This window comes from uncultured Psychroserpens sp., assembly GCF_947501425.1.
GTDB lineage: Bacteria > Bacteroidota > Bacteroidia > Flavobacteriales > Flavobacteriaceae > Psychroserpens.
Genome location: NZ_CANMVN010000001.1, coordinates 357,937 through 381,723, shown reverse-complemented (window position 1 = coordinate 381,723; position 23,787 = coordinate 357,937). Strand labels below are relative to the sequence as shown.

Genomic DNA, 23,787 nt, shown 5'->3' with positions numbered 1-23,787 from the left:
ATTAGATATATATGTATTATTCTACTACTATTTTCTTGGTAGCTTTTTTGTCTCCGTCACTAACTGTAACAAGATACATTCCAGATTGAACATTATTCAATCTAACTACTTCACTAAAATCTGCAGTATTAGCATAGCTATTATTGAAGATTCGTCGTCCTCTGATATCAAATACATCAATTGTGATATCATTACTAGACGAAGAATTTAAGTTAACTGTAAATTCACCTGTATTTGGGTTAGGGAAAATTGAGAAGTCTTCAACTAAAAACTCTTCAGTGCTTAATGATTGTAATGAACAAATTTCAATAGACCAATCATTTAAAACACCTGTGTCTTGTTCGAAGAAATCTTGTATAGTAATGGTCCAATCACCCTGTGAATCTAAGCCATAAAAAGTACTCAGTGCAGTATTAGGTGCAAATGTACCTGTAGTTGGACTTCCACAATTAATAACTCCACCTGCATCATCAAAAGTTACATCAAAGTCATCATTACTACCACAATCGCCATTCCAAACATCAATAATTGTTGTTCCGTCAGGATGTGTAATAAGAACTAATAAGTCACTAATATAAGTATGTGAAATATCTACGTTGATCTTAATATCTTCTATTGTGTTGGAATCTGGCACATTAATGACATGAGTAAGTGGTGTACCTGGTTGAGTTCCAGTGAAACCAGTTCCATCTGGAATTGACAAGTTCAATCCTGTCGCTGATCCGTAAGTATCACATACAATTTCTGTACATGAGTTATCAAGAACAACATCAACAGTTTCAACTATATTTCCTGGAGATGATGTCCCAGTAACAGTAATCGTGTATACACCTTGAGCTGTTGCTCCTAAATTACCTATAGTCATTGTAAAGTTTCCATCTGAACTTAAAGATCCAGGAGTAAATGTCACTGTTGCTCCAGCTGGTGCACCAGTTGCAGAAAATGTAGTAGATTCATTAAATCCTGATACTGTTGTAAAGGTCAAATCAAATACTGCTTGAGTATCTGTAGTTGGACAACTCAATATAGGACTATTATTAGCTGTAAGATTAAATCCTGGGCTGGCAGGTGTACAAACATTTGGTTTCAGTTGAGACTGTAACACTCCAGAAACATAAGCATCCACTCTGGTGGTTTGACCTGCACTAAACATATACATACAAGCATCATCAACATAATCCATATAACTCATAGTAAGAGATGGTGTTGCAGTACATCCGGCAACACTACCAGCAGCAGGACAACCATAAGTTGGATTGACAATGTTAGGTGTATCGGCAACACCATCATCTGTAGCACATGATCCTGTAAATGTATGATCAAGGTTATAAAAATGTCCTAATTCGTGCGTTACGGTTCTACCTAAGTTAAAAGGCGCTCCTGGAACGATACCAGAACCTGGACAACCCGCTCCTGAACCAAAAGCAAATGTATTCATAGTTACCGCTTGTCCTGCAGCTATACTTCCAGGGAATGGTGAAAATCCTAAGGTACCGCCTCCTAGTGGCTTAATTAAGAAATTCATATATCCTCCCCAAGCTGGATCAGTTTCAGTTCCTCCACCAAAGTTGTAACCAATGGTTACAGCTGGATTTCCTTCAAGTAATTCTGGATCTAAACCTACAGGGTGATTTGATACAGCAATACAAAATGAGATATTTGCTGAACCAGTATTTATCCCTGGATAATTTGCACTAGCTGAAGTCCATTGAGATATATCAGCATTCGTACCTGAGTAATCAGCGTTTAAAATATCTATTTGGTTTTGAGCCAATGCCTCCAGACAGTCTCTATCAGCTTCATTTCCTGTTGGAAAATGCACTGCTACAGGTATAACGATTGTAGCTCCTCTCTGACTGAAATCTTCCTGAGATAACATCTCTTGAAGTCTAGCCTTAAATTTTTTCTGATTTAACTCATATTCTTTCGCAAAAACTGGATCCTGCATCTGCTGCTCCATATACTCAACCATTCCACAAGTTCGTTCTTGGGAATAACTGCTAATAACACAGAAAAGCATAAGTATTGCGAAAATTGATTTTAAAGTAAAATTCTTTTTCATAGACGATTTTATTAGTTAAAAATGTAAGTATTTTGAATATTGACGTCAAATCTAATGAAAATCAATGATTTTATTAACAAAAAATTAAGTTTTTAACTAAAACAATGTGCTTAAAATCATAATTCTATGAATAAATGTCTAAGAAGCTAAAACCTTGAAAATTAATTGACATTAATTTTTTCATTCGTCTTGGGTTTATAGTTATTTTTATCAAAAAAATTAACGTTGAATCAACATCTCAATTCTAATCCAGATATAAATGAAGCTTCGGTAATCACCATTGGCACTTTTGATGGTGTACATATAGGTCATCAAAAAATTATTCAACGATTAATAAATACAGGGAAATCAAAAAACTTAAAATCGGTGGTTTTAACTTTTTTTCCTCATCCCAGAATGGTAATTCAACCTGATTTTGACATTAAACTACTTAATACTATTGAAGAACGTCGAGAAATTCTATTGAAATTTGGTATAGACCAACTCGTAATCAAAACATTTAACATGGACTTTGCGAACCTATCTGCTTATGACTATGTGAAAACTATATTGGTTGACGAGCTCAACGCTAAACACATTATTATTGGTTACGATCATCACTTTGGAAAAAACAGAACTGCTAACATTGATGACCTTAGACTTTTTGGTAAAGAATTTGGATTTACAGTTGAGGAAATCTCAGTTCAAGACATTAAAGATGTTGCTGTTAGTTCGACTAAAATAAGACAATCGCTTAAAGATGGAGACATTCAAACAGCTAATGCCTACCTTGGGTATCCATATTTTTTAACAGGCTGTGTTATTAAAGGGAAAGGAATTGGTAAAACCATTGACTTTCCAACGGCAAATATCGATATCGAAAAACCTTATAAACTTATACCGAAACATGGTGTTTATGCCGTCAAGTCTATTATAAATGACCAAACTGTTTTTGGTATGATGAATATTGGAACAAATCCAACTTTTGACGAAAAGAAACAATCTATTGAGGTTAATTTTTTTGATATTGATACTAATTTATACGGAAAAACACTAAAAATTGAGATTTTACACCGTTTAAGAAATGAACGAAAGTTTAACTCTGTAGAGCAACTTCAATCACAACTCAAAAAAGATAAAGACCAAACGTTAAAGTTTATTCAAACCTATGATGAATAAGTTTCTATTTAAACATATCGATAATAGTGCGCTTGTAGTTTTTAGAATGTTTTTTGGTGCTTTGATCTTTTTAGAAAGCTTTGGAGCCATCTTGACGGGTTGGGTTAAAAGAACACTTATAGACCCACAATTCACGTTTAATTTTATAGGTTTTGACTGGCTCCAGCCACTCCCTGGTCCTTGGATGTATGTTTACTATGGAACTATGGCTATTTGTGGCATTTTTGTAATGGTAGGCTATAAATACAGAATAAACATGTTAGCCTTTACATTGTTGTGGGCCGGAACCTACTTCATGCAAAAATCATCCTACAATAATCATTACTACTTTTTAATGATCCTAAGTGCGGTTATGGTCGTAATGCCTGCACATCGATATGCTTCCATAGATGCAAAACAGAATCCTGAAATTAAAACTAACTCAATGCCTAATTGGTGTCGTTGGTTTTTCTTTATTCAATTATTTATTCTGTATACGTATGCTTCCATCGCAAAAATGTATCCTGATTGGATTGACCTGACCGTTCCTGAATTACTCATGAAAGCCAAACAGAATTATATTTTGGTTGGAGAACTGCTTCAAGAAAAATGGGTACATTACTTTGTGGCTTACGGCGGAATCTTGTTTGATGGATTGGTCATCCCTCTTTTACTTTGGAAACGAACCCGTAAGCTAGCTTTTTTTGCATCTATATTCTTTCATTTATTTAATTCATTCATTTTTCAAGTTGGTATATTTCCTTATTTATCACTCGCTTTTGCAGTATTCTTTTTTGAACCTAAAAGCATACAAAAGCTGTTCTTAAAACGAAAAATATTTTATTCCGAAGGTGAGGTAAAAACACCACGTTATGCTAAATCATTTAAAGCTGTTTTTGTAATCTACTTTATTGTTCAAATACTACTTCCTTTGCGCCATCATGTTATCGCTGGAGATGTTTTATGGACTGAAGAAGGACACCGATTATCCTGGCGAATGATGTTACGTTCAAAAAGCGCAAGAACGAGTTTTAGAGTTGTAGATAAAGCATCAAAAGCTGTTATTCCTGTTAAACTAGATGATTATGTTACAAAAAAGCAACAGCGATCACTGAGTTCTAAACCAGATTTTATCTGGCAATTTGCTCAACATCTTAAACGTGATTATGCCAAAAAAGGAGTAGATATTGAAGTCTATGTTAGAGCTTTTGTGAGTGTCAATGGTAAGCCGTCCAAACAATTGATCAACCCAGAAGTTGATCTGGCTAATGAAGAGTGGAGTCATTTTAGTCATCATGATTGGATTTTACTTCCAAATCAAGACGAAAATAACTGACAATTCATTAAATTTGGCGTTTCAAAAATAATAGATCCTTAATGTGATAAGGATGTATATAAATTAAAGAATACCATGCTACAAGTTGCTTTTATTAGAGAACACAGAGACGAGGTCATTGAACGTTTACAACAACGAAATATGGATGCCTCTCAGATGATAGATAATGTCATTACACTTGATGAACAACGTAGAAAATTACAAACCCAACTTGATAATACATTAGCAGAAAGTAACACTATTGCTAAGGAAATTGGTAATCTTTATAAATCTGGAAAAGCATCTGAAGCCAATGCTTTGAAAGAAAAAGGCGCCCAACTTAAAGAAGATTCTAAAGGTTTAGAAGACCAACTTAATAGGAAAGCTGAGGAGCTTACAGAGCTTTTGTATCAAATTCCAAATATACCTCACCACACGGTTCCTGCAGGAAATACAGACGAAGATAATGAGGAGGTCTTTAAAGAAGGAGACATTCCAAAACTTCACGCCAATGCAAAACCACACTGGGAATTAGTTAAAGAGCTAGATATCATTGATTTTGAATTAGGAAATAAAATTACAGGAGCTGGATTTCCAGTCTATAAAGGGAAAGGTGCAAAATTACAACGTGCATTGATTGCTTATTTTTTAGATAAAAATACTGCTGCTGGTTATAACGAAGTTCAAGTGCCTCACCTTGTAAATGAAGCCTCTGGCTTTGGAACTGGTCAATTACCAGATAAAGAGGGTCAAATGTATCATGCAACCAATGTAGAACCTAGTTTATACTTAATTCCAACTGGAGAGGTGCCTGCTACTAATATTTATCGCGACGATATACTAAGCCTATCTCAATTACCCCAACAATTAACAACCTATACACCTTGCTTTAGAGTTGAAGCTGGTAGCTATGGTGCAGATGTAAGAGGGTTAAATCGATTACATCAATTCGATAAGGTAGAAATTTTACGTGTAGAGCATCCTGAGCAATCATATAAGGCTTTTGAGGGGATGATAGAACACGTCAAAGATATTTTAAGAGAACTTAAGCTTCCTTATAGAATTTTAAGGCTTTGTGGTGGAGATCTAGGATTTGCTGCTGCTTTAACTTACGATTTTGAGGTATTCTCAACAGCTCAGGATCGCTGGTTGGAAATATCTAGTGTCTCAAATTTTGAAACCTTTCAGTCTAACCGCTTAAAATTGCGTTTCAGGAATCAAGACGGTAAAACTCAATTGTGCCATACTTTGAACGGAAGCTCTTTGGCATTACCAAGGGTACTAGCTGGTATTATTGAAAACTATCAAACTGAAGATGGGATACAAATACCTGAAGTTTTAATTCCATACACAGGATTTGATAAAATCTAAATTTGTAAGAATTTTACATGTATTTATCGTTTAAATGCTAAAAAAAGACGTTGTTCAACGATTTTTTAGCATTTTTCTTTGTTTTTTTAATAATAATTGAGAAGTTAGTATTCCAAATAAGAACTAACCTACTTATTATGAAAAACATTAAACGCATCGTATTGCTTGTAACTCTTATTGTTATGGCAAGCAAAGTCTTTTTTTAAAGCATACAGACATCTCACAAGACCTACAAAAAAAGCCACAGCAGAATAACTGAATCATTTTAAAAAATAGTGATTAATAGCACATTTATTTTGGTTGGTAATGCCTGAACTCACGTTTAGGCATTTTTTTTACGATTTTAACGAATTAATTATAAAAACATTCACAATATCTCGTAATTGCATTTGTTATATTTACATAAATTATTGAATATGCGTCGTCTTTTAGTTTTACTGTTTATTTGTAGTTACTCTCTGGTTTTTGCACAGAGTGAGCAATTAGCAGACGATTATTTTAAACGTGGTGAATTTGAAAAAGCACTGTTAACATATCAAAAGTTAAACGAAAAGAAAAAAAGCTCTAAGTATATCTATAAAATTATAGAGACCTTCCAACAACTGGAGCGCTATGACGAAGCTCAAGCGTTGATTGAGCAACGAATGAAAGAAATTAATTACCCTCCACTTTTGGTGGAACTAGGCTATAACTACCAACTTAAAGACAGTATAAATCTAGCAAATGATTACTACAATAGAGCCTTACTTAAAGTTGAAGAAAAACCAAGCTATACCTACGGAATAGCCAAAAAATTTGAGGATCATTCACTTCTGGACCTGGCATTAGAGACCTATAAAAAAGGAATGGAACTCAATCCTGATTTCAACTTTAATATGCAAATGGCTCGTATCTATGGTGAACAAGGAAATATCGAACAATTATTTGCTAACTATATAAACTACATTGAAGTCAAGCCAAGTTTCTTGAATAATGCCAAACGCGCTTTTAGTGATTTCGTCTCAGAGAATAAAGACAATGAAAACAATCTAATTTTAAGAAAGATATTACTTAAAAAACTACAGGCACAACCCGATCCTTATTGGTATGATTTACTAAGTTGGTTATACATTCAACAAAAAGAATACAATAAAGCTTTTATACAGGAAAAGGCTCTATATCGTAGAAGTCAAGAAAGTCTGAGTCGTATTTTAGATCTTGCCCTCACAACTGTAAAAGAAAAGCAAAATAACATTGCTAACTCCATTTTTGAATTTGTATTAGATAATTCTCAAGACATAGAAACAAGGCTGACTGCCCATCAATATATGCTTGAAATTGAAATCAATAATGCTGAAAAAAAACAGATGGATGATATTGATAAAAAATTCAATGCACTGTTTGATCAGTATGGTAAATACGAACAAACTATTGCTCTACAAATTGCCTATGGTGATTTTCTTGCCTTCTATAAACATGAACCAAAAATGGCAAGTGACTTCTTAAAAAAGAGTCTGGATTTGCAACTTTCTGCATTTCAGGAAGCCACTGTAAAACTAAAATTAGGTGACATTCTAGTATTTCAAGAGCGTTTTAATGAAGCTTTGATTTATTATTCTCAAATTCAACTTAATTTAAAGAATAGTACCATTTCTCAGGAAGCAAGATTCAAAGTAGCAAAAACAAGCTATTACAAAGGTGATTTTGAATGGGCAGAATCTCAATTAAAGATTCTAAAATCTTCTACATCACAACTCATAGCGAATGATGCTCTGGAACTCAAACTGCTCATTTCAGATAATAAAGATGAAGATTCACTACAAACCGCTCTAAGGTTATATTCTAAGGCTGACCTGATGTCTTTTCAAAACAAAAACGAAGAAGCCATTTTTCTTTTAGATAAAATTCTAACGGAACACAAAGGTGAAACCATAGAAGACCAAGCCCTGTTTATGCAAGCAAAACTGTATGAAAAGACCAATCAGATCGAAAAAGCTGTAACAAGCTACGAATATATTATTGCGAATTACAGAGATGAAATTTTAGCAGATGATGCTCATTTTTATTTAGCTGAACTTTACCAATATCAGTTGAATCAGCCAGAGAAAGCTAAAGCTCTCTACGAACATATCATATTCAACCATGAAGACAGCATCTATTTTATTGAAGCCAGAAAACGTTTCAGAATGCTACGTGGTGATGCTATAAATTAATTCAAATGATAATTGCCGAAACCAACCGACTTATACTTTCCAAAATCACAGTCGATGATGCACCAATGATCTTGGAGTTAATGAATTCACCTGATTGGTTAAAGTACATTGGAGACCGAAATATCAAAACAGTTGAAGACGCTGCTAATTATATTCAGAACAATCAGTTAAAATGCTACGAATTATATGACTACGGCTACTATAAAATTCAGGTGAAATCTGAAAACTTAAAAGCTATTGGTACTACTGGATTATTGAAACGCGAACAACTTGAACATGTAGATATTGGGTTTTCTATACTTCCCGACTATCATGGAAAAGGTTATGGTTATGAAGCTGCCAGTGAAATTATAAAACTTGCCAAAACCACATTTAATATCAAAACACTTTGTGCTATTACACTTCCAATAAATAAACCATCCATTAATTTGTTGGAAAAATTAGGCTTATCTTACCAAAAAAGAGTAAAACCCTTTGAAGAGGACGAAGAACTTCTGTTATTTGCAAAAGATCTATAGAAATTTATATTCTGTGCTAATAGCAGAATCTGTTAAATTAATACAATGATTATTTATAACGTTACAGTCAATATTGACGATACTGTTCATGCCGAGTGGCTAGAATGGATGAAAACCGAACATATTCCTCAAGTATTGGGAACAGGAAAATTTGACAGAGCAACCTTATCCCAAGTATTGGTTGAAGAAGACATGGGCGGACAAACCTATTCTATTCAATACCGTTCTTACTCCAGAGAAGCTTTAGACGCTTATTACAGAGAAGATGCTGATAAACTACGTCAGGAAGGTCTTAAAAAGTTTGCAGATAAAATGTTAGCCTTTAGAACTGAACTTCAAATTGTAGATGAGTATACTGTAAAATTTAAGTAACGTGGCAAATAACTATCAAGTAAAAGCAAAAAAACACTTAGGTCAACATTTCCTAACAGATGAGTCGGTATCTCAAAAGATTGCCAACACATTAAGTCTGGAAGGCTATAAGCACGTACTGGAAATTGGACCTGGAATGGGTGTTTTAACTAAGTATTTACTTCAAAAGCCAATTAAAACGCATGTTATTGAGATTGATACAGAATCTGTAGCGTATCTAAAAGCCAACTTCCTTAATTTGGCAGATCGAGTATATGAACAAGATTTCTTAAAATATGATCTCACATCCATTTTCAATGATGAACCTTTTGCAATCATAGGAAATTTCCCTTACAATATTTCAACTCAGATTGTTTTTAAGACATTGGAAATGCGCAAGCAGATTCCTGAATTTTCAGGTATGTTTCAAAAGGAAGTAGCACAACGTATTTGCTCAAAAGAAGGTTCTAAAGTCTATGGCATACTTTCAGTATTAACTCAGGCTTTTTATGATGCTGAATATGTATTTACTGTACCTCCAACAGTATTTAATCCACCTCCAAAAGTAGATTCTGGTGTATTAGTATTGAAAAGAAAAGACAACTTCACTTTACCATGTGATGAAAAACTATTTTTCAGAGTTGTAAAAACCGCTTTCCAACAACGTAGAAAAACATTGCGAAACAGTTTAAAAACCTTTAATCTTTCAGATAATTTAAAAGCAAATGTTATATTTGGCAAACGTCCGGAACAACTGAGTGTAGATTCATTTTTAGAACTTACACAACTCATTGAGAACGACCATGTAGATTAGTAAAACCATCAAGTTTGATTGAAGAAAAAGAAAACATCCAATTTGAGCTTACCGATGAACTTATTGATAAAGTAGAACGTCTTGTTGAACTTAAGAACGACAAAGAACTAAAACTACTTTTAAATGAGTTTCACTATGCCGATGTTGCCGAAATCCTGGACGAGTTAAGTCTTGAGGATTCGGTATATCTTATCAAATTATTAGATTCTGAAACCACTTCAGATATCTTAACAGAACTTGATGAAGATACCAGAGAGAAAGTTCTTGAAAAACTATCTGCTAAAGAAATTGCCGAAGAAGTTGAAGAGTTAGACACCGATGATGCTGCTGATATTATTGCCGAATTACCCGAAAAACGACAAGCTGAAGTTATTTCCCAAATTGAAGATGAAGAACACCGAGAGGAAATTACCGAATTACTTACCTATGAAGACGATTCTGCAGGTGGTTTGATGGCAAAAGAGTTGGTTAAGGTATATGAAACTTGGACTGTAGCAGGTTGCTTACGTCGTATCAGAGGTCAGGCAAAAGAGGTCACCAGAGTACATTCTATATACGTTGTTAACAAAGAAGAAAAACTAATAGGCAGATTATCACTTAAAGATCTAATTGTAGCAAAAAGTGAACAAAAGATAGCTGATATTGCTAAAGATAATGTGGATTATGTTCATGTCAATGATGATGTGGAAGATGTGGCAAAGGTCATGTCAAAATACGATCTAGAAGCTATTCCTGTAGTTGATGACGAGCAAACCTTATTAGGGAGAATCACAATTGATGATATTGTTGATGTTTTAAAAGAAGAAGCCGAAAAAGATTATCAGTTAGCTGCAGGTATCACACAAGATGTAGAAGCTGATGATACTGTTTGGGAACTTACCAAAGCACGTTTACCTTGGTTGGTATTGGGGCTTTTTGGCGGTTTAGGTTCTGTCTTTATTATGAAAGGTTATGAAGACATTATGGCTACTGTACCTTCATTATTTTTCTACACACCACTTATTGCCGCAATGGCTGGAAATGTAGGTGTACAATCCAGTGCTATTATTGTTCAGGGACTTGCTAACGACAACGTAAAGGGAAGCATCTTCAACCGTTTGGTAAAAGAGGTAGGATTAAGTCTTATCAATGGTTTTGCCTTGGCAATACTCGTTATTTTATTTGGTTTTGCTATCAATCAAAATGCCACCGAAAGTCTCGCTATTGCTGTTTCCATGATGAGTGTTATTATAGTTGCTGCATTGGTTGGGACCTTTGTTCCAATTATTTTAGACAAACGAGGTATCGATCCAGCGATTGCCACAGGACCATTTATCACAACAAGTAATGATATATTAGGTATCTATTTGTTTTTTGTACTCTCCGGACTCATCATTGGGTTCTAATAAGCGCGTTTACTGCTTCGCTTATTTTACACCTTCAAAATATTTTAGCAAAAAAGCTCCGCAGCACCGTGCTTTACGCTACAATCTTTTGTAATACAAAAGGATTTTCACTGCAATCACTAACGCAAAACTTTGTAACTTTAAACTCAAATCATAGCCAAAGATTATGAAACCTATAAATATCAAAGAAAAACATACGCAATTTACCAAGCAATGGCATCCGCATCGAATAGCTACAGTGGATAACATGCAGGTAATACTAGCCAAAATAAAAGGTGAATTTGTATGGCATAGCCATGATGATGAAGATGAGTTATTTCAAGTCATAAAAGGCACATTGTACATGCAATTTAGAGACAGAACTGAAGTAATTAAAGAAGGAGAGCTAATTGTTGTTCCTAAAGGTGTAGAACATAATCCGTCTACAAAAGACGGCGAAGAAGTACACTTATTACTTTTTGAAAAACTCAGTACTGCACACACTGGAACAGTTGAACACGACATGACACAAACTGAATATCCAGAAATTTAAACACCAGCTAATCATATTGTGCTCTGTCTAAACACCTTAAAAACAAATATCGAAAACAATGAAAATCCTTCACCTCGATACAAATCATCCATTACTCATTAATCAGCTCAATACACTTGGATTTACTAATGATGAAGATTATACATCCTCAAAAGACACTATAGAAAAGATCATTCATGAATACGACGGATTTGTAATTCGTAGCCGATTTAAAATCGATCGTCAGTTTTTAGATGCTGCAAAGCATTTAAAATTCATAGGTCGTGTTGGTGCTGGACTTGAAAATATTGATTGCGATTATGCTACTCAAAAAGGCATAAAACTTATTGCTGCTCCTGAAGGTAACCGCAATGCTGTTGGCGAACATAGTTTAGCTATGTTATTGTCTTTATTTAATAAACTAAATAAAGCAGATCGTGAAGTAAGACAGGGGAAATGGCAACGTGAAGACAATCGTGGTTTAGAACTTGATGGAAAAACTGTTGGTCTCATTGGATATGGTAATATGGGAAAAGCTTTTGCTAAAAAACTCCGCGGTTTTGATGTTGATGTAATCTTCTACGACATTAAAGCTAATGTTGGTGATGAGAACGCAAAACAAGCTTCGCTTCAGGAACTGAAAGATAGAACTGATATTCTAAGTTTACACACACCCGAAACACCACTAACTATTAATATGGTCAATTCAGAATTCATCAAGGGTTTCAAAAAACCATTCTGGTTAATTAACACGGCTCGTGGCAAAAGTGTGGTCACCAAAGATTTAGTTTCGGCATTAGACAAAGGTCTAATTCTTGGTGCTGGATTAGATGTATTAGAATACGAAAAATCATCTTTTGAGAACTTATTCACCAATAAAATGCCTGAGGCTTTCAAGTATCTTATTTCCGCAGACAATGTAATTCTAACACCTCATGTAGCAGGTTGGACCAAAGAAAGCAAAGAAAAACTGGCACAAACTATTGTTGACAAAATAAAAGCAGATTTTTGCTAAATTTAAAGCATGAAAAAAACCATTCTAGTTTTTGGATTGCTCATTTTAGCATTGTTATTACTATTTCAGTTTAGTAAATATGCTTTGATTTCAAGCAACTTAAACATTGAGATCATTATTGGTATTATTGCCATTGTTTTCTTTTTTATTGGCATTTTTATCAATAAGAAAAGTTTACAGAAACAAGCTCAAACTTCCAAAGAGATTGATCATCAAAAAATAAAGGACTTGGACATTAGCAAGAGAGAATATGAAGTACTATTAAGTATTTCAGAAGGTTTATCGAACAAAGAAATTGGAACCAAACTTTTTGTTTCAGAAAGTACTGTAAAAACTCATGTTTCAAATCTATTGTCAAAACTAAACGCCAAACGTCGCACGCAAGCACTTCAAATCGCAAAAGACCTTCGTATTATTTAAAAAAGAGCATTCAGAACTAAAGAATGAGTGTTTTTGGTACTTTAGTATGAGTGCGAATTCTGAACATTATTTTAGTTTTGGTACACGAAAACTTAAAACTCTGTATTATGAAAAACACAATTATTAAATACGGAATCTATGCATTTATTACAGCATCTGTATTATTCTTAGCTGGATTCCTGATAGGCAAACAAATAGATTTGGATTTTAATACCATGGCTGTTTTTGGATATGCCTCTATGGTGTTATCCTTATTGTTTGTTTTCTTCGGAATAAAGCATTTTAGAGACCATGTTAATGATGGTAAAGTTAGTTTAGGGAAAGCCATTATTATCGGACTCCTGATTTCATTATTTGCAGCAATAGGTTTCGGGATTGTAGATTATATTTACACCACTTCAATTAATCCGGATTTTGCTGTGCAATACAAAGAATACACCATCAACCAACTTCAGGAAGCTAATCTTTCCGCAGAAGAATTGAAAGCTCAAACTGACCAATTAGAAGCGTCTATGGAAATGATGTCAAGTCCTACAATTATGGCATTTATCATGTTTGTCACTGTGTTAATTATCGGATTTATTATATCTTTAATTTCTGCATTAATTCTACAACGTAAAAACTAAATATCATGCAATACGAAGCTAAATCTCCTGAGGATTATATTAGTCAAGTTCCAGAGGAACGTCAGGGCACATTAAAAAAATTACGAAAAGTTATTAATGATAATCTGCCCAAAGGTTTTGAAGAAGGAATGATTTATAAAATGATAGGCTATTATGTACCACATTCTGTTTATCCCGATGGCTATCATTGTGATCCTAAGACCCCGTTACCATTTATGAGTTTTGCTTCTCAAAAGAACTCAGTAAACTTATATCACAGCGGAATTTATGCAAAAAAAGAACTTCATGATTGGTTTGTAGGAGAATACCCAAAACACTGCAAACGAAAACTCGATATGGGAAAAAGCTGTATTCGCTTTAAAAACTTAGATGAATTTCCATTTGAACTTATTGGCGAACTTACAAGAAAAATGACTTCAGAAGAGTATATAGGAATTTATGAAAACGCAATAAAGAAAAAATGAAAAAACGTGTCACAGGAATAGGCGGATTATTTTTTAAATCTAAAAATCCAAAAGCCTCAAAAGATTGGTATAAGAAGCATTTAGGTTTCAATACTGATGATTATGGTTGTACATTTTGGTGGAAAGATAAAGATGGTAACGACTGTTCAACCCAATGGAGTCCATTTAAAGACGACACCAAATACTTTGAGCCTTCAAAAAAAGAGTTCATGTTCAACTATCGTGTTGAAAACTTAAAAGAATTATTAGTGACTTTAAAAGAAGAAGGTGTCACAATAGTAGGAGATATGGAAGAATATGACTACGGAAAGTTTGGTTGGATATTGGATAACGAGGGAAACAAAATTGAACTCTGGGAACCCATTGATCAGGCATTTAAGTAGTAGTGTAACAAATATCTTATCAAAACTACTCATAAATAAACAACAACAATGACTGAAGAAAATAAAAGCTTAGAAGATAATATAAACCATACTGTTGGATCTGCAGAAGATACTGCCAATGATACAACTGACGCAATTGACAATAAAGCTAATGATATTAAAGAGAAAGCTAATGAATTAGCTGCCGACGCTAAGGAGGTTTTAAGTAATGTCAAAGACAAGGCCAATGAATTCATACAAGGAGACGGAAAAGAGATGCTGAATAACGCCAAAGACAAAGCAAATGAACTGGCAAATGAGGCTGGTGAAAAACTTGGTGAATTTACTGATGTTGCCAAGGATAAGGCTACTGATTTTGCCGAGGATGCCAAAGAAACCTATACAGAAGCCAAAGAAAAAGCTTCTGTGTTTGTCGATGAAGCTGGAGAAAAATTAGAGGAATTTGCAGATACAGCGAAAGAGAAAGCAACAAAATTTGCCGGAGAAGCAAAAGAAGCTTTGGGTAGTGCCGTAGATAAAGCTTCAGAATTAGCTGATGTAGCCGAAGATAAGCTAGAAGATCTGGCAGAAGATGTCAAGGAAACCTACACAGAAACAAAAGAAAAAACCAAAGGTTTCTTTCAAAGACTGTTTGGAAAAAAATAAGTCTAATTAGCTGATTTTTATTAACTTTATACGCATAACCAAAAAACATTAAATCAAATGTCTGACGATAGTAAAAGCCTAGGCGATGACCTTAACGATATGTTAGGAGATGCCAAAGAAGGTGCAAAAAAAGCAGCCGATAAAGTAAGTGAAAAAGCAAGTGAATTTGCAGATGATGCGAAAGAGTTTGCTGGTGAGGCTAAAGAAAAAGCCTCTGAATTCGCTGAAGACGCCAAGGCCTCTGCAAAAGAATTTGCAAATGACGCCAAGGAAGTACTAAGTGACGGTAAAAATGTAGCAATTATAAGTCACCTTACACTGATAGGATGGATTATAGCCTTAGTTATGAATAATCCAAAATCTGAATTAGGCTCATTTTACATTAGACAAGTATTAGGAATTATGCTTTTAGCTTTTGTATGTGCAATTATTCCTATTGTTAATCTTGTAGCATGGATTTTACCATTTGCCATGTGGATTATGAGTTTAGTTGGAGCATTTAGCGGAGAGAAAAAACCTGTTTTCTTACTTGGCAATCAGTTTCAAGACTGGTTTAAATCATTATAAATACAAGGCCAGAATTCACCTTCTGGCTTTTTTTATTAATATATTATCGTAATATTGCAATATTACGATAATTATGATTACCTTTACCTCACAAAGTTATATTATGGGAGTTACGAAACGTTTTATTTTTCCTGAAAGCATTAATCAAATTGCCAGTTTTGCAAAAGTTTTTGCTCATCCAGCGCGTGTAGCTATTTTAAAATACATTAGCGAACAGGAAGGTTGTATTTGTAATGACCTTGTGGATGAAATAGGTTTATCACAAGCTACCATATCTCAACATCTTGCTGTTATTGGAGATACCGGACTCCTGAAAGGAACATTTGAAGGCAAAAAGAAATATTATTGTTTGAATATTGAACGATTTCAGGAAGTTCAACTCTTACTGAATTCATTTTTTAATAAAACGACATCCAACTGTTGTTAGAAGACATTCCATTTTACTTAACTCACTCATGACATGAACTAAAATTTAAATTAAGATGAAAACACAAGAATTATTTTCAATACTGGATCAACATAATAATAAAGAATTATGGTTTGAATATGCTCCTAACGTTTTTGTAGCTGCAAATTATCATATCACAGAAGTAAAACATATTACTGTTGATTCTGTTGATTGTGGCGCGCAAACCGATTCTTGGAAAGAAACCATTATCCAACTATGGGAAAGTCCAAATGATGAGAATAAAACAGAATGCATGTCTGTGTTCAAAGCAATGGGTATTCTCAAGAAAGTAGGTAATATGAAACCTTACACACTTGATGCTGAAGTAAAATTTGAATACAGTAATCCTACATTTCATACAGCACAACTTTTTGTAAACGATTACCAGATACAAGACAATAAGCTTATCCTTAAATTAGCCATTGAAAAAACAGATTGCAAAGCCAAAGAACTATGTGGTGTTCCTGAGACTATTACTACAGAAAGTGAAGCTCCTTGTTGTTCTCCAGAAGGAAACTGCTGTTAATTTATAAACATTCTAACTATGGAAACTCTGTATTATTTATCATCTTTATGTCTTATCTTTTTTATGGTTTTAGCAACCTATGACGGTTTCTATCTTCATATATGGAAATATGAACTTTTTAATAAAAAAGAGAGCCTGTTTGAGCATAAAACACATACTATTAGAGCCATTCTATTTCCTTTGATCATTTGCTTTTTATTTATTAATACTGTATATCCATGGAGTTTTTATATTGGATTAAGTTTGGTCATACTTGATCTTATTACGCTTGGAATTGATGCTTATGTAGAAAATGATAGCAGAGCATTTATGAATGGTTTGCCTAAATGGGAATATATCATTCATCTTTTTTCTAACAGTTTTCATTTTGCAGCTATTATCCTGATCATAGCTACACGAATTTCTATAAGCGATGGCGCATTAACTTTAACTTATGGTTTAGATCCTGGTTTTGGAAAAGACGTGATGCAGTTTATTGCTATTAATATTATTCCAGGTAGTATTGTATTAGCTTTAATTCATTTGATCTTGATCCTTCCACAAGGAAAATCATTGTGGAATGCTCACCGCTTAAAAATAACCTGTTGTTAAATAAAAGTGTCTTTTCATACACAGTAAAAACGCTATGCTACTACATCATAATTTTTGATGCTTTTATAGTAAAATACCTTTTCAAAAAGCAAGAGAAGGAATTAAATAATTAAGAAAAAATTTGTGGCAAACTACTTATCGCCTTCTACATTATAATCTAGGGGCAAGCTGTCTCCTACTCTAAGGTTTCCCATATATCCAACGAGATAAAAGGCGCTTATAGGACTATAGTTTCCAAATCGATCGACATAGAATTCAATATTAAAAAATGGATCTTGTAAAATATTTGATTGCGATAATTTAATCTCTGTTTGTTTATCTCCTTTGTATAAAACGGTTAATGGACCTTTCATTTTAACAAGAAAAAGTCCAGTGATATCCACTGTTGATACTGAAATATATTTATCGGGTTTTACACCTAAACCATCTCTGAAAATTGAAAACTTTTCTTTTTTTAGTTGTTCTGCAGTCAGTGCTCGCATAAAATGCAATACTGATCCTTTGTAGACTCTCTCTCTTTTCTTTTCTGTTCGTCTGTTCTTTGAGCTCTCCATGGGTTTATAAAACGACGTGCCTAAGTAGAACATAGACCGAATTCTAAATTGTTCTTTCAATAAGTTGGCGTAACTAAAATAAAGTTCAAAAGCTTCAAGTTCAAAAGTTATAAGGTATTGTAAGTCTTCATTTTTAACCTGAATAGGGTTTAATGCTGAAGCCGAAAGTTGTTTTTTCTCTTTATCATACTTCAGGATCAAATCATCTTCATTAAGGATTATACAGGATTCTGCCAGTTTCGATTTTCCTAAAAATTGTTCTCTAAAAAACTGTAATTTTAAGGCTTTAGACATCCCATCAAAACTAGATATCACAACCTCATCTAAAGCATCAGGAGCTTCTTTTAAAAGAATTTCTAAATTGATTTTATCATTGTAATCAGTAATCAGGACTTTTTCATATCCCAGAAATGAAATGACCAGTGTAGCATTAATATGATCTCCTTTTTCAATTTCAAACTCACCTTTATCATTTGTTGATGTTCCAATAGTTGTATTGTCAAAATAGACTGATGCACTTTCAATTGGCATTCTGGTTTGAGCATCAAGTACAACACCTGTTATACTCTGGGAAAAAGAAAGAAAAGTTGAAAGTAGGAGTGTTAAAACTGAAAAACTAACCTTCATTGTTACTTGAAAATTTACGTTCCAATTCAGCTTGAAATTCTTCCATAACAGGTTTTACAGTACTTTCGGGTAAGTCGGCAATTTTGATATACATCAAGCCATCGACAGAGTTATTAAACAACGGATCGACATTGAATGCCACTAACTTAGCATTTTGCTTAATATATTTTTTTAGTAGTACTGGTAATCGTAATGCTCCTGGCTCTATCTCATCAATAATTTTATCAAACTTATTGAGATCAGCCTCCGTAGCATCAAACACAAAGTCTTTATCTGCATCCTTAAGTTTTACCTTGAATTCTTTTTTAGGGTGTACATACTGTGCAACATAAGGATCGTAGTAATGAGACTTCATAAACTCAATCATCAAAGATTTTGAAAAATTTGAAAATTGATTACTAATACTCACACCTCCAATTAGATATTTGTGTTCTGGATAGCGCAAAGTAGTATGAACAATACCTTTCCAAAGTAAAAATAAAGGCATTGGTTTTTGCTGATACTCTTTGATGATGAAAGCTCTACCCATTTCAATAGATTCACTCATCATTTTGTACAACTCTGGCTCAAATCTAAAGAGATCTTGCAAGTAAAAACCGTCAATGCCATAGCGTGCATAAATTTTTGAACCTAATCCCATTCTATAAGCACCTGCAAGCTTTTTGAAGTCAGCATCCCATAAAAACATATGATGATAGTAAGTATCAAAACTATCTAAATCGATGGCTTCATTAGTACCCTCACCAATTTCTCTAAATGTGATCTCACGCAATCGGCCTATTTCATGAAGAATATTAGGAATTCGGTCTGCAGGTGTAAGATACACCTCATAATTTTTACTAACTAAAAGTCTGAGATCTGCCTCACGAAGAGCATCAACTTCAGTAGCCATTTTTTCAGCACTTACAGAGCCTACAATCCGTTTTGGAGGTTTTGCTGGTGGCTTTAAGGTGTTTGACAAATTATCTAATATTTTAGGTTTGTCTTCAAACGCATTAGATAACATGTATGTTTTTCGTCTTATAAACTCAGAAAAATCAGCAATTGTTGTTTGCTCTTTTTGGTCATTTACTGAAATAGGCTTTCCTATTCTAACCTTGATAATTCGGTTTTTTTGAGTGAGTAATTCCGATGGTAACTTTGCCGTTCTAAACGTATCGCTAATCTTGGAAAGCTTATAAAATAACTTACTATTTTTTGCGTGGAAATATATTGGAACCACAGGTACTTCAGCCTTTTTTATTAATTTCATTGCAGCTTCTTCCCATGGTTTATCAACCACTAATTTTCCATCTTTATAAGTTGACACTTCACCTGCTGGGAATACACCTAATGGATGTCCTTCACGTAAATGCAAAATTGCATTCTTGAAACCTGCAACACTCGATTTTACATCTTTTCTGTCTTCAAAAGGGTTAACAGGCATAATGTAAGGTTTCAAAGGTTCAATACGATGTAATAAGAAATTCGCAATAATTTTAAAATCCTGACGCTGCTCAATCATAAGCTTGAGTAGCAAGATACCATCAATACCTCCTAGAGGATGATTAGACACTGTGATATAGGCGCCATCTTTTGGTAAACGCTTAAGATCTTCTTCAGGAATCTCAAATTTAATTTGAAAATCGTCCAGAATAGCATCTAAAAACTCAACATCGCTTAGATGCTTATTTCGTTTATAAATTCTATTAAGCGTTGATATTTTTAATACCTTCATTAGTAACCAGCCAAAGAAAGTCCCTATAAAACCATACTTGTCAGCCTTAATTGCTTTTGCAACTTCTTTTGCGGTAACTAATCCTGTATCTTGTTGTTTGGTCATGAGTGTAAATGTACTAAATAAACTATTTAGTTACGATTTGAATGGTTTCTTGAGTTAACTGTTTTAACAGCAATTCTTTACCGCTTTCTATAGAGGTAATTGCTTGTTCGTTATAATGCCTAACAGTATAAAGACTTACGTTTTCGTGAAATGTTACTTTAAATTTTGCTTTTAAGTGTTGAAGCAGTCGGTCAAGATTATTGTAGGTGTTTTCAAAACACACCGAAAAACTAATTGCCGAATTCTGTATCACATCTACCTTCATTTTATAGAGATGTAGTAATTTAAAGATCTCACTAATATTCTCTTCAACGATATAACTAAAATCTAAGGAAGACAAGGATATCAATACTTGATTTTTCTTAACAATATAACAAGGAATATCAGGCTCTAAACCTATACCTTTGCCAACCATGGTTCCTGAATTCTTCGGATTTAAAAATGATTTTACAAACAACGGAATTTCCTTTTGCTGTAAAGGTTGAAGTGTTTTAGGGTGAATAACAGAGGCACCATAAAATGCTAACTCTATCGCCTCTCTGTATGAAATACTGTTGAGCAATTGGGCGTTTTCAAAATATCGTGGATCAGCATTTAAAACACCTGGAACATCTTTCCAGATCGTAACACTTTCGGCATTTAAACAATAGGCAAAAATTGCTGCTGTATAGTCACTTCCTTCTCTTCCTAAAGTAGTAGTGAAATTATTGGCGTCACTTCCTAAAAACCCTTGTGTGATATTGAGCACACTGGAGTCAAAATTGGTTTTAATTTTGTATTGAGTGTGTTCCCAATCAACATTGGCTCTTCTATAGTAATCATCAGTCTTGATAAATTCTCTAACATCCAACCAGTTGTTTTTTAATCCAATCTCATTAAGGTATGTACTGATAATAGTTGTTGATGTCAATTCTCCAAAACCAATAACCTGGTCGTAAACAAAATTGTAATCTGGAGATTTGTTGCGACTTAAAAAATAATCAAGATCTTCAAAAATCGAAGACACTTTTTTAAATACAGCGTGTTGTGTATTTTCAAAAAGTTCTAAAAGAATCTCATTGTGATACTTTTTGACATCTTGGATAGAACTTTGTAATTCTGACTTATTATCAAAATAGTTTTTTATTACAATTTCAAGTGCATTAGTAGTTTTACCCATTGCCGAAACTACTACAAGTGTATTTTCATAACCAACTTGTTGCAACACCGAAGCTAAATTTTTAACACCTTCAGCATTTTTAACTGAGGCTCCTCCAAATTTAAATACTTGCATTCTAAATATTTGCTATATAATTTTTCATTCCATCTTTTGTAAGATGTACAATATGCCAATCACGTTTGATATCTGCACCTTTTTTCTCATAAAAGTCAATAGCAGATTGATTCCAATCTAATACTTCCCAGCCGATACGTTTCACCCCTAAACTTTGACCATACCTAACCACTTCGTCTAAAAGTGCCGTTCCCAAACCAGAACCTCTCATGTTATGGCTTACTATCAAATCTTCCAAATGAAGCACAACTCCTTTCCATGTAGAAAAACGGTTATAGACCAATGCAATTCCTTCAATACGATTGTTACACTCGGCAACAAAACACACAAACTGAACGGGCTCTTCAAAACCACCCTTGATTAATTCTTCAATAGTCACCTCAACTGCCTCTGGTTCTTTTTCAAAATCAGCTAGTTCCTTGATAAGCTCCAGAACTCTAGGCATATCCTGTTTAATTGCTTTTCTGATGGAAAATGTCATGGCTTTTCTTTAGCTCAAATATAGTCTAAAACTTAATAATTTTATCATATAATAATCTAACGATAACGTTGTAGTTGAATAAAAAAATAAGATATTTGTAAAAACAACCCAACTGCATGTCTCGAAAAAATCAAACACTAGGTGAATTTATCATTGAAAATCAATCCTCTTTTAAATACACCTCAGGTGAGTTATCACGTTTAATAAATTCAATCCGATTGGCTGCCAAAGTCGTCAACCATGAAGTTAATAAAGCTGGTTTAGTTGACATTATTGGTACTGCCGGAGACACGAACATTCAAGGTGAAGATCAACAAAAACTGGATGTTTATGCCAATGATAAGTTTATTCAAACCATGACAAAACGTAATATTGTTTGTGGTATTGCAAGCGAAGAAGAAGACGATTTTATTTCTATCAATAGTCAGGATGAAAATCACCAAAATAAATATGTGGTATTAATTGATCCTCTGGATGGCTCCTCCAATATCGATGTCAATGTATCGGTTGGAACAATTTTTTCTATTTACAGACGTGTAACTCCAGTTGGAACTCCAGTAACCATCGACGACTTTCTTCAAAAGGGAAATCAGCAAGTTGCTGCTGGTTATATTGTTTATGGAACATCGACCATGCTTGTCTACACTACTGGCGACGGTGTTAATGGATTTACCTTAAATCCAGCAATAGGTAGTTTCTACCTCTCACATCCTGATATGCAATTTCCTGAAAATGGAAAAATTTATTCTGTAAATGAAGGAAATTACACACATTTCCCACAAGGCATAAAAAACTACATTAAATACTGCCAAATGGAAGAAGGCGACAGACCATATACAAGTAGATATATTGGGTCTTTAGTTTCTGATTTCCACAGAAATATGATTAAAGGTGGTATCTATTTATATCCTAAAAGTTCAGTAAATTCTGAAGGTAAACTACGCTTACTTTACGAATGTAACCCAATGGCATTTTTAGCAGAACAAGCTAACGGTAAAGCCAGTGACGGATTTACAAGAATTTTGGATATCGAACCTACTGAATTACACCAACGTGTGCCGTTTATCTGCGGAAGCAAAAATATGGTAGATAAAGCTGAAGAATTTATGCGCAACGCATAAAAAAAGCAACCTGAAAAGGTTGCTTATATTTCAATATATAAATCTCTTATTGATTCATATTCTTCATTTTTTCAATAAAATCATCTAAATCTACTTCGTAATGTACTAAAGTTAGTGCCTTATCTGTAATGTATTTTACATTATCCTGATTGAACCCTAAACCAATACATAATTTTTCTAACAATCTAACCTGATCTTCACCTTCAATGTGATCTGCCCAAACCATACGCGCCAAATCATAAAGACGCTCTAATCGCATATCATATGATAATGGTGGATTGATTGGGTGACTTTGATAGTCTTTAAGTATTGTTTTATAATCGGCTTCGGTGATATCTAAACGTGTCGCTAAACGGTCTAAAAATGCTTTTTCTGCATCATTGATAATTCCATCACTCATAGCAACTCTAACAATTGCAGCAAAATGATCTTCGTTACGCTTTTTAAATCCGCTTTCGAATAATTCTGAAAATGACATATATTTTGTTTTTTTAGTGCCACAAAGATAGTTTTATTAATACATTTTAACAATAACCTGTGTCACAAAAATTTTATATTTGCACAAAAT

At 33.8% G+C, this 23,787-nt stretch carries 26 protein-coding genes; 20 read left to right on the top strand and 6 right to left on the bottom strand.

Features of this window, described 5'->3' with window-relative positions; all coding sequences use genetic code 11:
- Positions 1-16: 16 nt before the first annotated feature.
- On the bottom strand, positions 17-2,062 hold the full coding sequence (locus tag Q0951_RS01745; RefSeq protein WP_299333473.1) for a T9SS type A sorting domain-containing protein: 2,046 nt from the start codon (positions 2,060-2,062) through the stop codon (positions 17-19).
- Between the two features lie 225 nt (positions 2,063-2,287).
- On the opposite strand from Q0951_RS01745, the gene Q0951_RS01740 reads away from it, so the two are divergent.
- The 19 genes from Q0951_RS01740 to Q0951_RS01650 all read left to right on the top strand — a co-directional run bounded on the left by Q0951_RS01740 (position 2,288) and on the right by Q0951_RS01650 (position 17,341).
- Positions 2,288-3,220 carry a bifunctional riboflavin kinase/FAD synthetase gene (locus Q0951_RS01740; protein WP_299333470.1) on the top strand — a complete coding sequence of 311 codons (933 nt, stop codon included), beginning with the start codon at positions 2,288-2,290 and terminating at the stop codon, positions 3,218-3,220.
- Positions 3,210-4,535: an HTTM domain-containing protein gene (locus Q0951_RS01735; protein ID WP_299333468.1), complete on the top strand. Its 1,326-nt coding sequence runs from the start codon at positions 3,210-3,212 to the stop codon at positions 4,533-4,535. Before Q0951_RS01740 ends, Q0951_RS01735 begins: the two co-directional genes overlap by 11 nt.
- Before the next feature lie 75 nt (positions 4,536-4,610).
- Entirely contained in the window at positions 4,611-5,885 is a 1,275-nt protein-coding gene (serS, locus tag Q0951_RS01730) for a serine--tRNA ligase (RefSeq protein WP_299333467.1), read from the top strand.
- Between the two features lie 416 nt (positions 5,886-6,301).
- On the top strand, positions 6,302-8,077 hold the full coding sequence (locus tag Q0951_RS01725; RefSeq protein WP_299333465.1) for a tetratricopeptide repeat protein: 1,776 nt from the start codon (positions 6,302-6,304) through the stop codon (positions 8,075-8,077).
- Between the two features lie 5 nt (positions 8,078-8,082).
- Positions 8,083-8,595, top strand: coding sequence for a GNAT family N-acetyltransferase (locus Q0951_RS01720; protein WP_299333462.1), 513 nt, complete (start codon positions 8,083-8,085; stop codon positions 8,593-8,595).
- Between the two features lie 45 nt (positions 8,596-8,640).
- Positions 8,641-8,967 (top strand): DUF4286 family protein, encoded by a 327-nt coding sequence (locus tag Q0951_RS01715; protein WP_299333460.1) that lies wholly within the window; start codon positions 8,641-8,643, stop codon positions 8,965-8,967.
- A gap of 1 nt (position 8,968) precedes the next feature.
- Positions 8,969-9,760 (top strand): 16S rRNA (adenine(1518)-N(6)/adenine(1519)-N(6))-dimethyltransferase RsmA, encoded by a 792-nt coding sequence (rsmA, locus tag Q0951_RS01710; protein WP_299333457.1) that lies wholly within the window; start codon positions 8,969-8,971, stop codon positions 9,758-9,760.
- A gap of 14 nt (positions 9,761-9,774) precedes the next feature.
- Positions 9,775-11,145 (top strand): magnesium transporter, encoded by a 1,371-nt coding sequence (gene mgtE / locus Q0951_RS01705; protein ID WP_299333455.1) that lies wholly within the window; start codon positions 9,775-9,777, stop codon positions 11,143-11,145.
- Between the two features lie 166 nt (positions 11,146-11,311).
- Entirely contained in the window at positions 11,312-11,677 is a 366-nt protein-coding gene (locus tag Q0951_RS01700) for a cupin domain-containing protein (RefSeq protein ID WP_299333452.1), read from the top strand.
- A 58-nt stretch (positions 11,678-11,735) separates the two neighbouring features.
- Entirely contained in the window at positions 11,736-12,671 is a 936-nt protein-coding gene (locus tag Q0951_RS01695; RefSeq protein ID WP_299333450.1) for a 2-hydroxyacid dehydrogenase, read from the top strand.
- A 9-nt stretch (positions 12,672-12,680) separates the two neighbouring features.
- Complete coding sequence (locus tag Q0951_RS01690; protein ID WP_299333447.1) at positions 12,681-13,091, top strand: response regulator transcription factor; 411 nt, start codon at positions 12,681-12,683, stop codon at positions 13,089-13,091.
- A 107-nt stretch (positions 13,092-13,198) separates the two neighbouring features.
- A complete protein-coding gene (locus tag Q0951_RS01685) occupies positions 13,199-13,717 on the top strand; it encodes a DUF4199 domain-containing protein (RefSeq protein ID WP_299333445.1) in 519 nt (172 codons plus the stop codon).
- Between the two features lie 5 nt (positions 13,718-13,722).
- The gene (locus tag Q0951_RS01680) at positions 13,723-14,181 is read left to right on the top strand and encodes a DUF1801 domain-containing protein (RefSeq protein WP_299333442.1); all 459 of its coding nucleotides are present in this window, start codon (positions 13,723-13,725) and stop codon (positions 14,179-14,181) included.
- Positions 14,178-14,564: a VOC family protein gene (locus Q0951_RS01675; RefSeq protein WP_299333439.1), complete on the top strand. Its 387-nt coding sequence runs from the start codon at positions 14,178-14,180 to the stop codon at positions 14,562-14,564. The genes Q0951_RS01680 and Q0951_RS01675 overlap by 4 nt, the downstream gene beginning before the upstream one ends.
- Before the next feature lie 48 nt (positions 14,565-14,612).
- Complete coding sequence (locus Q0951_RS01670) at positions 14,613-15,209, top strand: hypothetical protein (protein WP_299333436.1); 597 nt, start codon at positions 14,613-14,615, stop codon at positions 15,207-15,209.
- A gap of 57 nt (positions 15,210-15,266) precedes the next feature.
- On the top strand, positions 15,267-15,776 hold the full coding sequence (locus tag Q0951_RS01665; RefSeq protein WP_299333433.1) for a YtxH domain-containing protein: 510 nt from the start codon (positions 15,267-15,269) through the stop codon (positions 15,774-15,776).
- A 73-nt stretch (positions 15,777-15,849) separates the two neighbouring features.
- Positions 15,850-16,203, top strand: a complete 354-nt coding sequence (locus Q0951_RS01660) for an ArsR/SmtB family transcription factor (protein ID WP_367179732.1) — start codon at positions 15,850-15,852, stop codon at positions 16,201-16,203.
- Between the two features lie 55 nt (positions 16,204-16,258).
- Positions 16,259-16,750: a DUF6428 family protein gene (locus Q0951_RS01655; RefSeq protein WP_299333430.1), complete on the top strand. Its 492-nt coding sequence runs from the start codon at positions 16,259-16,261 to the stop codon at positions 16,748-16,750.
- Positions 16,751-16,768: 18 nt separating this feature from the next.
- A complete protein-coding gene (locus Q0951_RS01650) occupies positions 16,769-17,341 on the top strand; it encodes a hypothetical protein (protein WP_299333427.1) in 573 nt (190 codons plus the stop codon).
- 131 nt (positions 17,342-17,472) lie between these two features.
- On the opposite strand, the gene Q0951_RS01645 is transcribed toward Q0951_RS01650, so the two are convergent.
- Genes Q0951_RS01645 through Q0951_RS01630 form a run of 4 tightly spaced genes read right to left on the bottom strand, consistent with a single transcriptional unit; the run spans position 17,473 to position 22,098 of the window.
- The gene (locus tag Q0951_RS01645) at positions 17,473-18,522 is read right to left on the bottom strand and encodes a carboxypeptidase-like regulatory domain-containing protein (RefSeq protein ID WP_299333424.1); all 1,050 of its coding nucleotides are present in this window, start codon (positions 18,520-18,522) and stop codon (positions 17,473-17,475) included.
- Positions 18,512-20,344, bottom strand: a complete 1,833-nt coding sequence (locus Q0951_RS01640) for a lysophospholipid acyltransferase family protein (protein ID WP_299333421.1) — start codon at positions 20,342-20,344, stop codon at positions 18,512-18,514. Before Q0951_RS01640 ends, Q0951_RS01645 begins: the two co-directional genes overlap by 11 nt.
- A gap of 22 nt (positions 20,345-20,366) precedes the next feature.
- Positions 20,367-21,617, bottom strand: coding sequence for an aspartate kinase (locus tag Q0951_RS01635; protein ID WP_299333418.1), 1,251 nt, complete (start codon positions 21,615-21,617; stop codon positions 20,367-20,369).
- 1 nt (position 21,618) lies between these two features.
- Positions 21,619-22,098, bottom strand: coding sequence for a GNAT family N-acetyltransferase (locus Q0951_RS01630; protein WP_299333415.1), 480 nt, complete (start codon positions 22,096-22,098; stop codon positions 21,619-21,621).
- A 116-nt stretch (positions 22,099-22,214) separates the two neighbouring features.
- On the opposite strand from Q0951_RS01630, the gene fbp reads away from it, so the two are divergent.
- On the top strand, positions 22,215-23,219 hold the full coding sequence (gene fbp / locus Q0951_RS01625; RefSeq protein ID WP_299333412.1) for a class 1 fructose-bisphosphatase: 1,005 nt from the start codon (positions 22,215-22,217) through the stop codon (positions 23,217-23,219).
- Positions 23,220-23,265: 46 nt separating this feature from the next.
- Here fbp and Q0951_RS01620 read toward each other — a convergent pair whose 3' ends face one another.
- Entirely contained in the window at positions 23,266-23,697 is a 432-nt protein-coding gene (locus Q0951_RS01620) for a TerB family tellurite resistance protein (RefSeq protein WP_299333409.1), read from the bottom strand.
- Positions 23,698-23,787 lie beyond the last annotated feature (90 nt).

What these genes read in the sequence shown, in the direction of transcription:
- Q0951_RS01660 (WP_367179732.1), top strand. Translation starts at nt 15,850, where the DNA reads ATGATTACCTTTACCTCACAAAGTTATATTATGGGAGTTACGAAACGT.
- Q0951_RS01650 (WP_299333427.1), top strand. Translation starts at nt 16,769, where the DNA reads ATGGAAACTCTGTATTATTTATCATCTTTATGTCTTATCTTTTTTATG.
- Q0951_RS01715 (WP_299333460.1), top strand. Translation starts at nt 8,641, where the DNA reads ATGATTATTTATAACGTTACAGTCAATATTGACGATACTGTTCATGCC.
- Q0951_RS01700 (WP_299333452.1), top strand. Translation starts at nt 11,312, where the DNA reads ATGAAACCTATAAATATCAAAGAAAAACATACGCAATTTACCAAGCAA.
- Q0951_RS01720 (WP_299333462.1), top strand. Translation starts at nt 8,083, where the DNA reads ATGATAATTGCCGAAACCAACCGACTTATACTTTCCAAAATCACAGTC.
- Q0951_RS01635 (WP_299333418.1), bottom strand. Translation starts at nt 21,617, where the DNA reads ATGCAAGTATTTAAATTTGGAGGAGCCTCAGTTAAAAATGCTGAAGGT.
- Q0951_RS01630 (WP_299333415.1), bottom strand. Translation starts at nt 22,098, where the DNA reads ATGACATTTTCCATCAGAAAAGCAATTAAACAGGATATGCCTAGAGTT.
- Q0951_RS01735 (WP_299333468.1), top strand. Translation starts at nt 3,210, where the DNA reads ATGATGAATAAGTTTCTATTTAAACATATCGATAATAGTGCGCTTGTA.
- Q0951_RS01725 (WP_299333465.1), top strand. Translation starts at nt 6,302, where the DNA reads ATGCGTCGTCTTTTAGTTTTACTGTTTATTTGTAGTTACTCTCTGGTT.
- Q0951_RS01670 (WP_299333436.1), top strand. Translation starts at nt 14,613, where the DNA reads ATGACTGAAGAAAATAAAAGCTTAGAAGATAATATAAACCATACTGTT.
- Q0951_RS01640 (WP_299333421.1), bottom strand. Translation starts at nt 20,344, where the DNA reads ATGACCAAACAACAAGATACAGGATTAGTTACCGCAAAAGAAGTTGCA.
- Q0951_RS01745 (WP_299333473.1), bottom strand. Translation starts at nt 2,062, where the DNA reads ATGAAAAAGAATTTTACTTTAAAATCAATTTTCGCAATACTTATGCTT.
- Q0951_RS01695 (WP_299333450.1), top strand. Translation starts at nt 11,736, where the DNA reads ATGAAAATCCTTCACCTCGATACAAATCATCCATTACTCATTAATCAG.
- Q0951_RS01620 (WP_299333409.1), bottom strand. Translation starts at nt 23,697, where the DNA reads ATGTCATTTTCAGAATTATTCGAAAGCGGATTTAAAAAGCGTAACGAA.
- Q0951_RS01675 (WP_299333439.1), top strand. Translation starts at nt 14,178, where the DNA reads ATGAAAAAACGTGTCACAGGAATAGGCGGATTATTTTTTAAATCTAAA.
- Q0951_RS01690 (WP_299333447.1), top strand. Translation starts at nt 12,681, where the DNA reads ATGAAAAAAACCATTCTAGTTTTTGGATTGCTCATTTTAGCATTGTTA.
- Q0951_RS01680 (WP_299333442.1), top strand. Translation starts at nt 13,723, where the DNA reads ATGCAATACGAAGCTAAATCTCCTGAGGATTATATTAGTCAAGTTCCA.
- Q0951_RS01655 (WP_299333430.1), top strand. Translation starts at nt 16,259, where the DNA reads ATGAAAACACAAGAATTATTTTCAATACTGGATCAACATAATAATAAA.
- Q0951_RS01645 (WP_299333424.1), bottom strand. Translation starts at nt 18,522, where the DNA reads ATGAAGGTTAGTTTTTCAGTTTTAACACTCCTACTTTCAACTTTTCTT.
- Q0951_RS01665 (WP_299333433.1), top strand. Translation starts at nt 15,267, where the DNA reads ATGTCTGACGATAGTAAAAGCCTAGGCGATGACCTTAACGATATGTTA.
- Q0951_RS01685 (WP_299333445.1), top strand. Translation starts at nt 13,199, where the DNA reads ATGAAAAACACAATTATTAAATACGGAATCTATGCATTTATTACAGCA.
- serS (WP_299333467.1), top strand. Translation starts at nt 4,611, where the DNA reads ATGCTACAAGTTGCTTTTATTAGAGAACACAGAGACGAGGTCATTGAA.
- fbp (WP_299333412.1), top strand. Translation starts at nt 22,215, where the DNA reads ATGTCTCGAAAAAATCAAACACTAGGTGAATTTATCATTGAAAATCAA.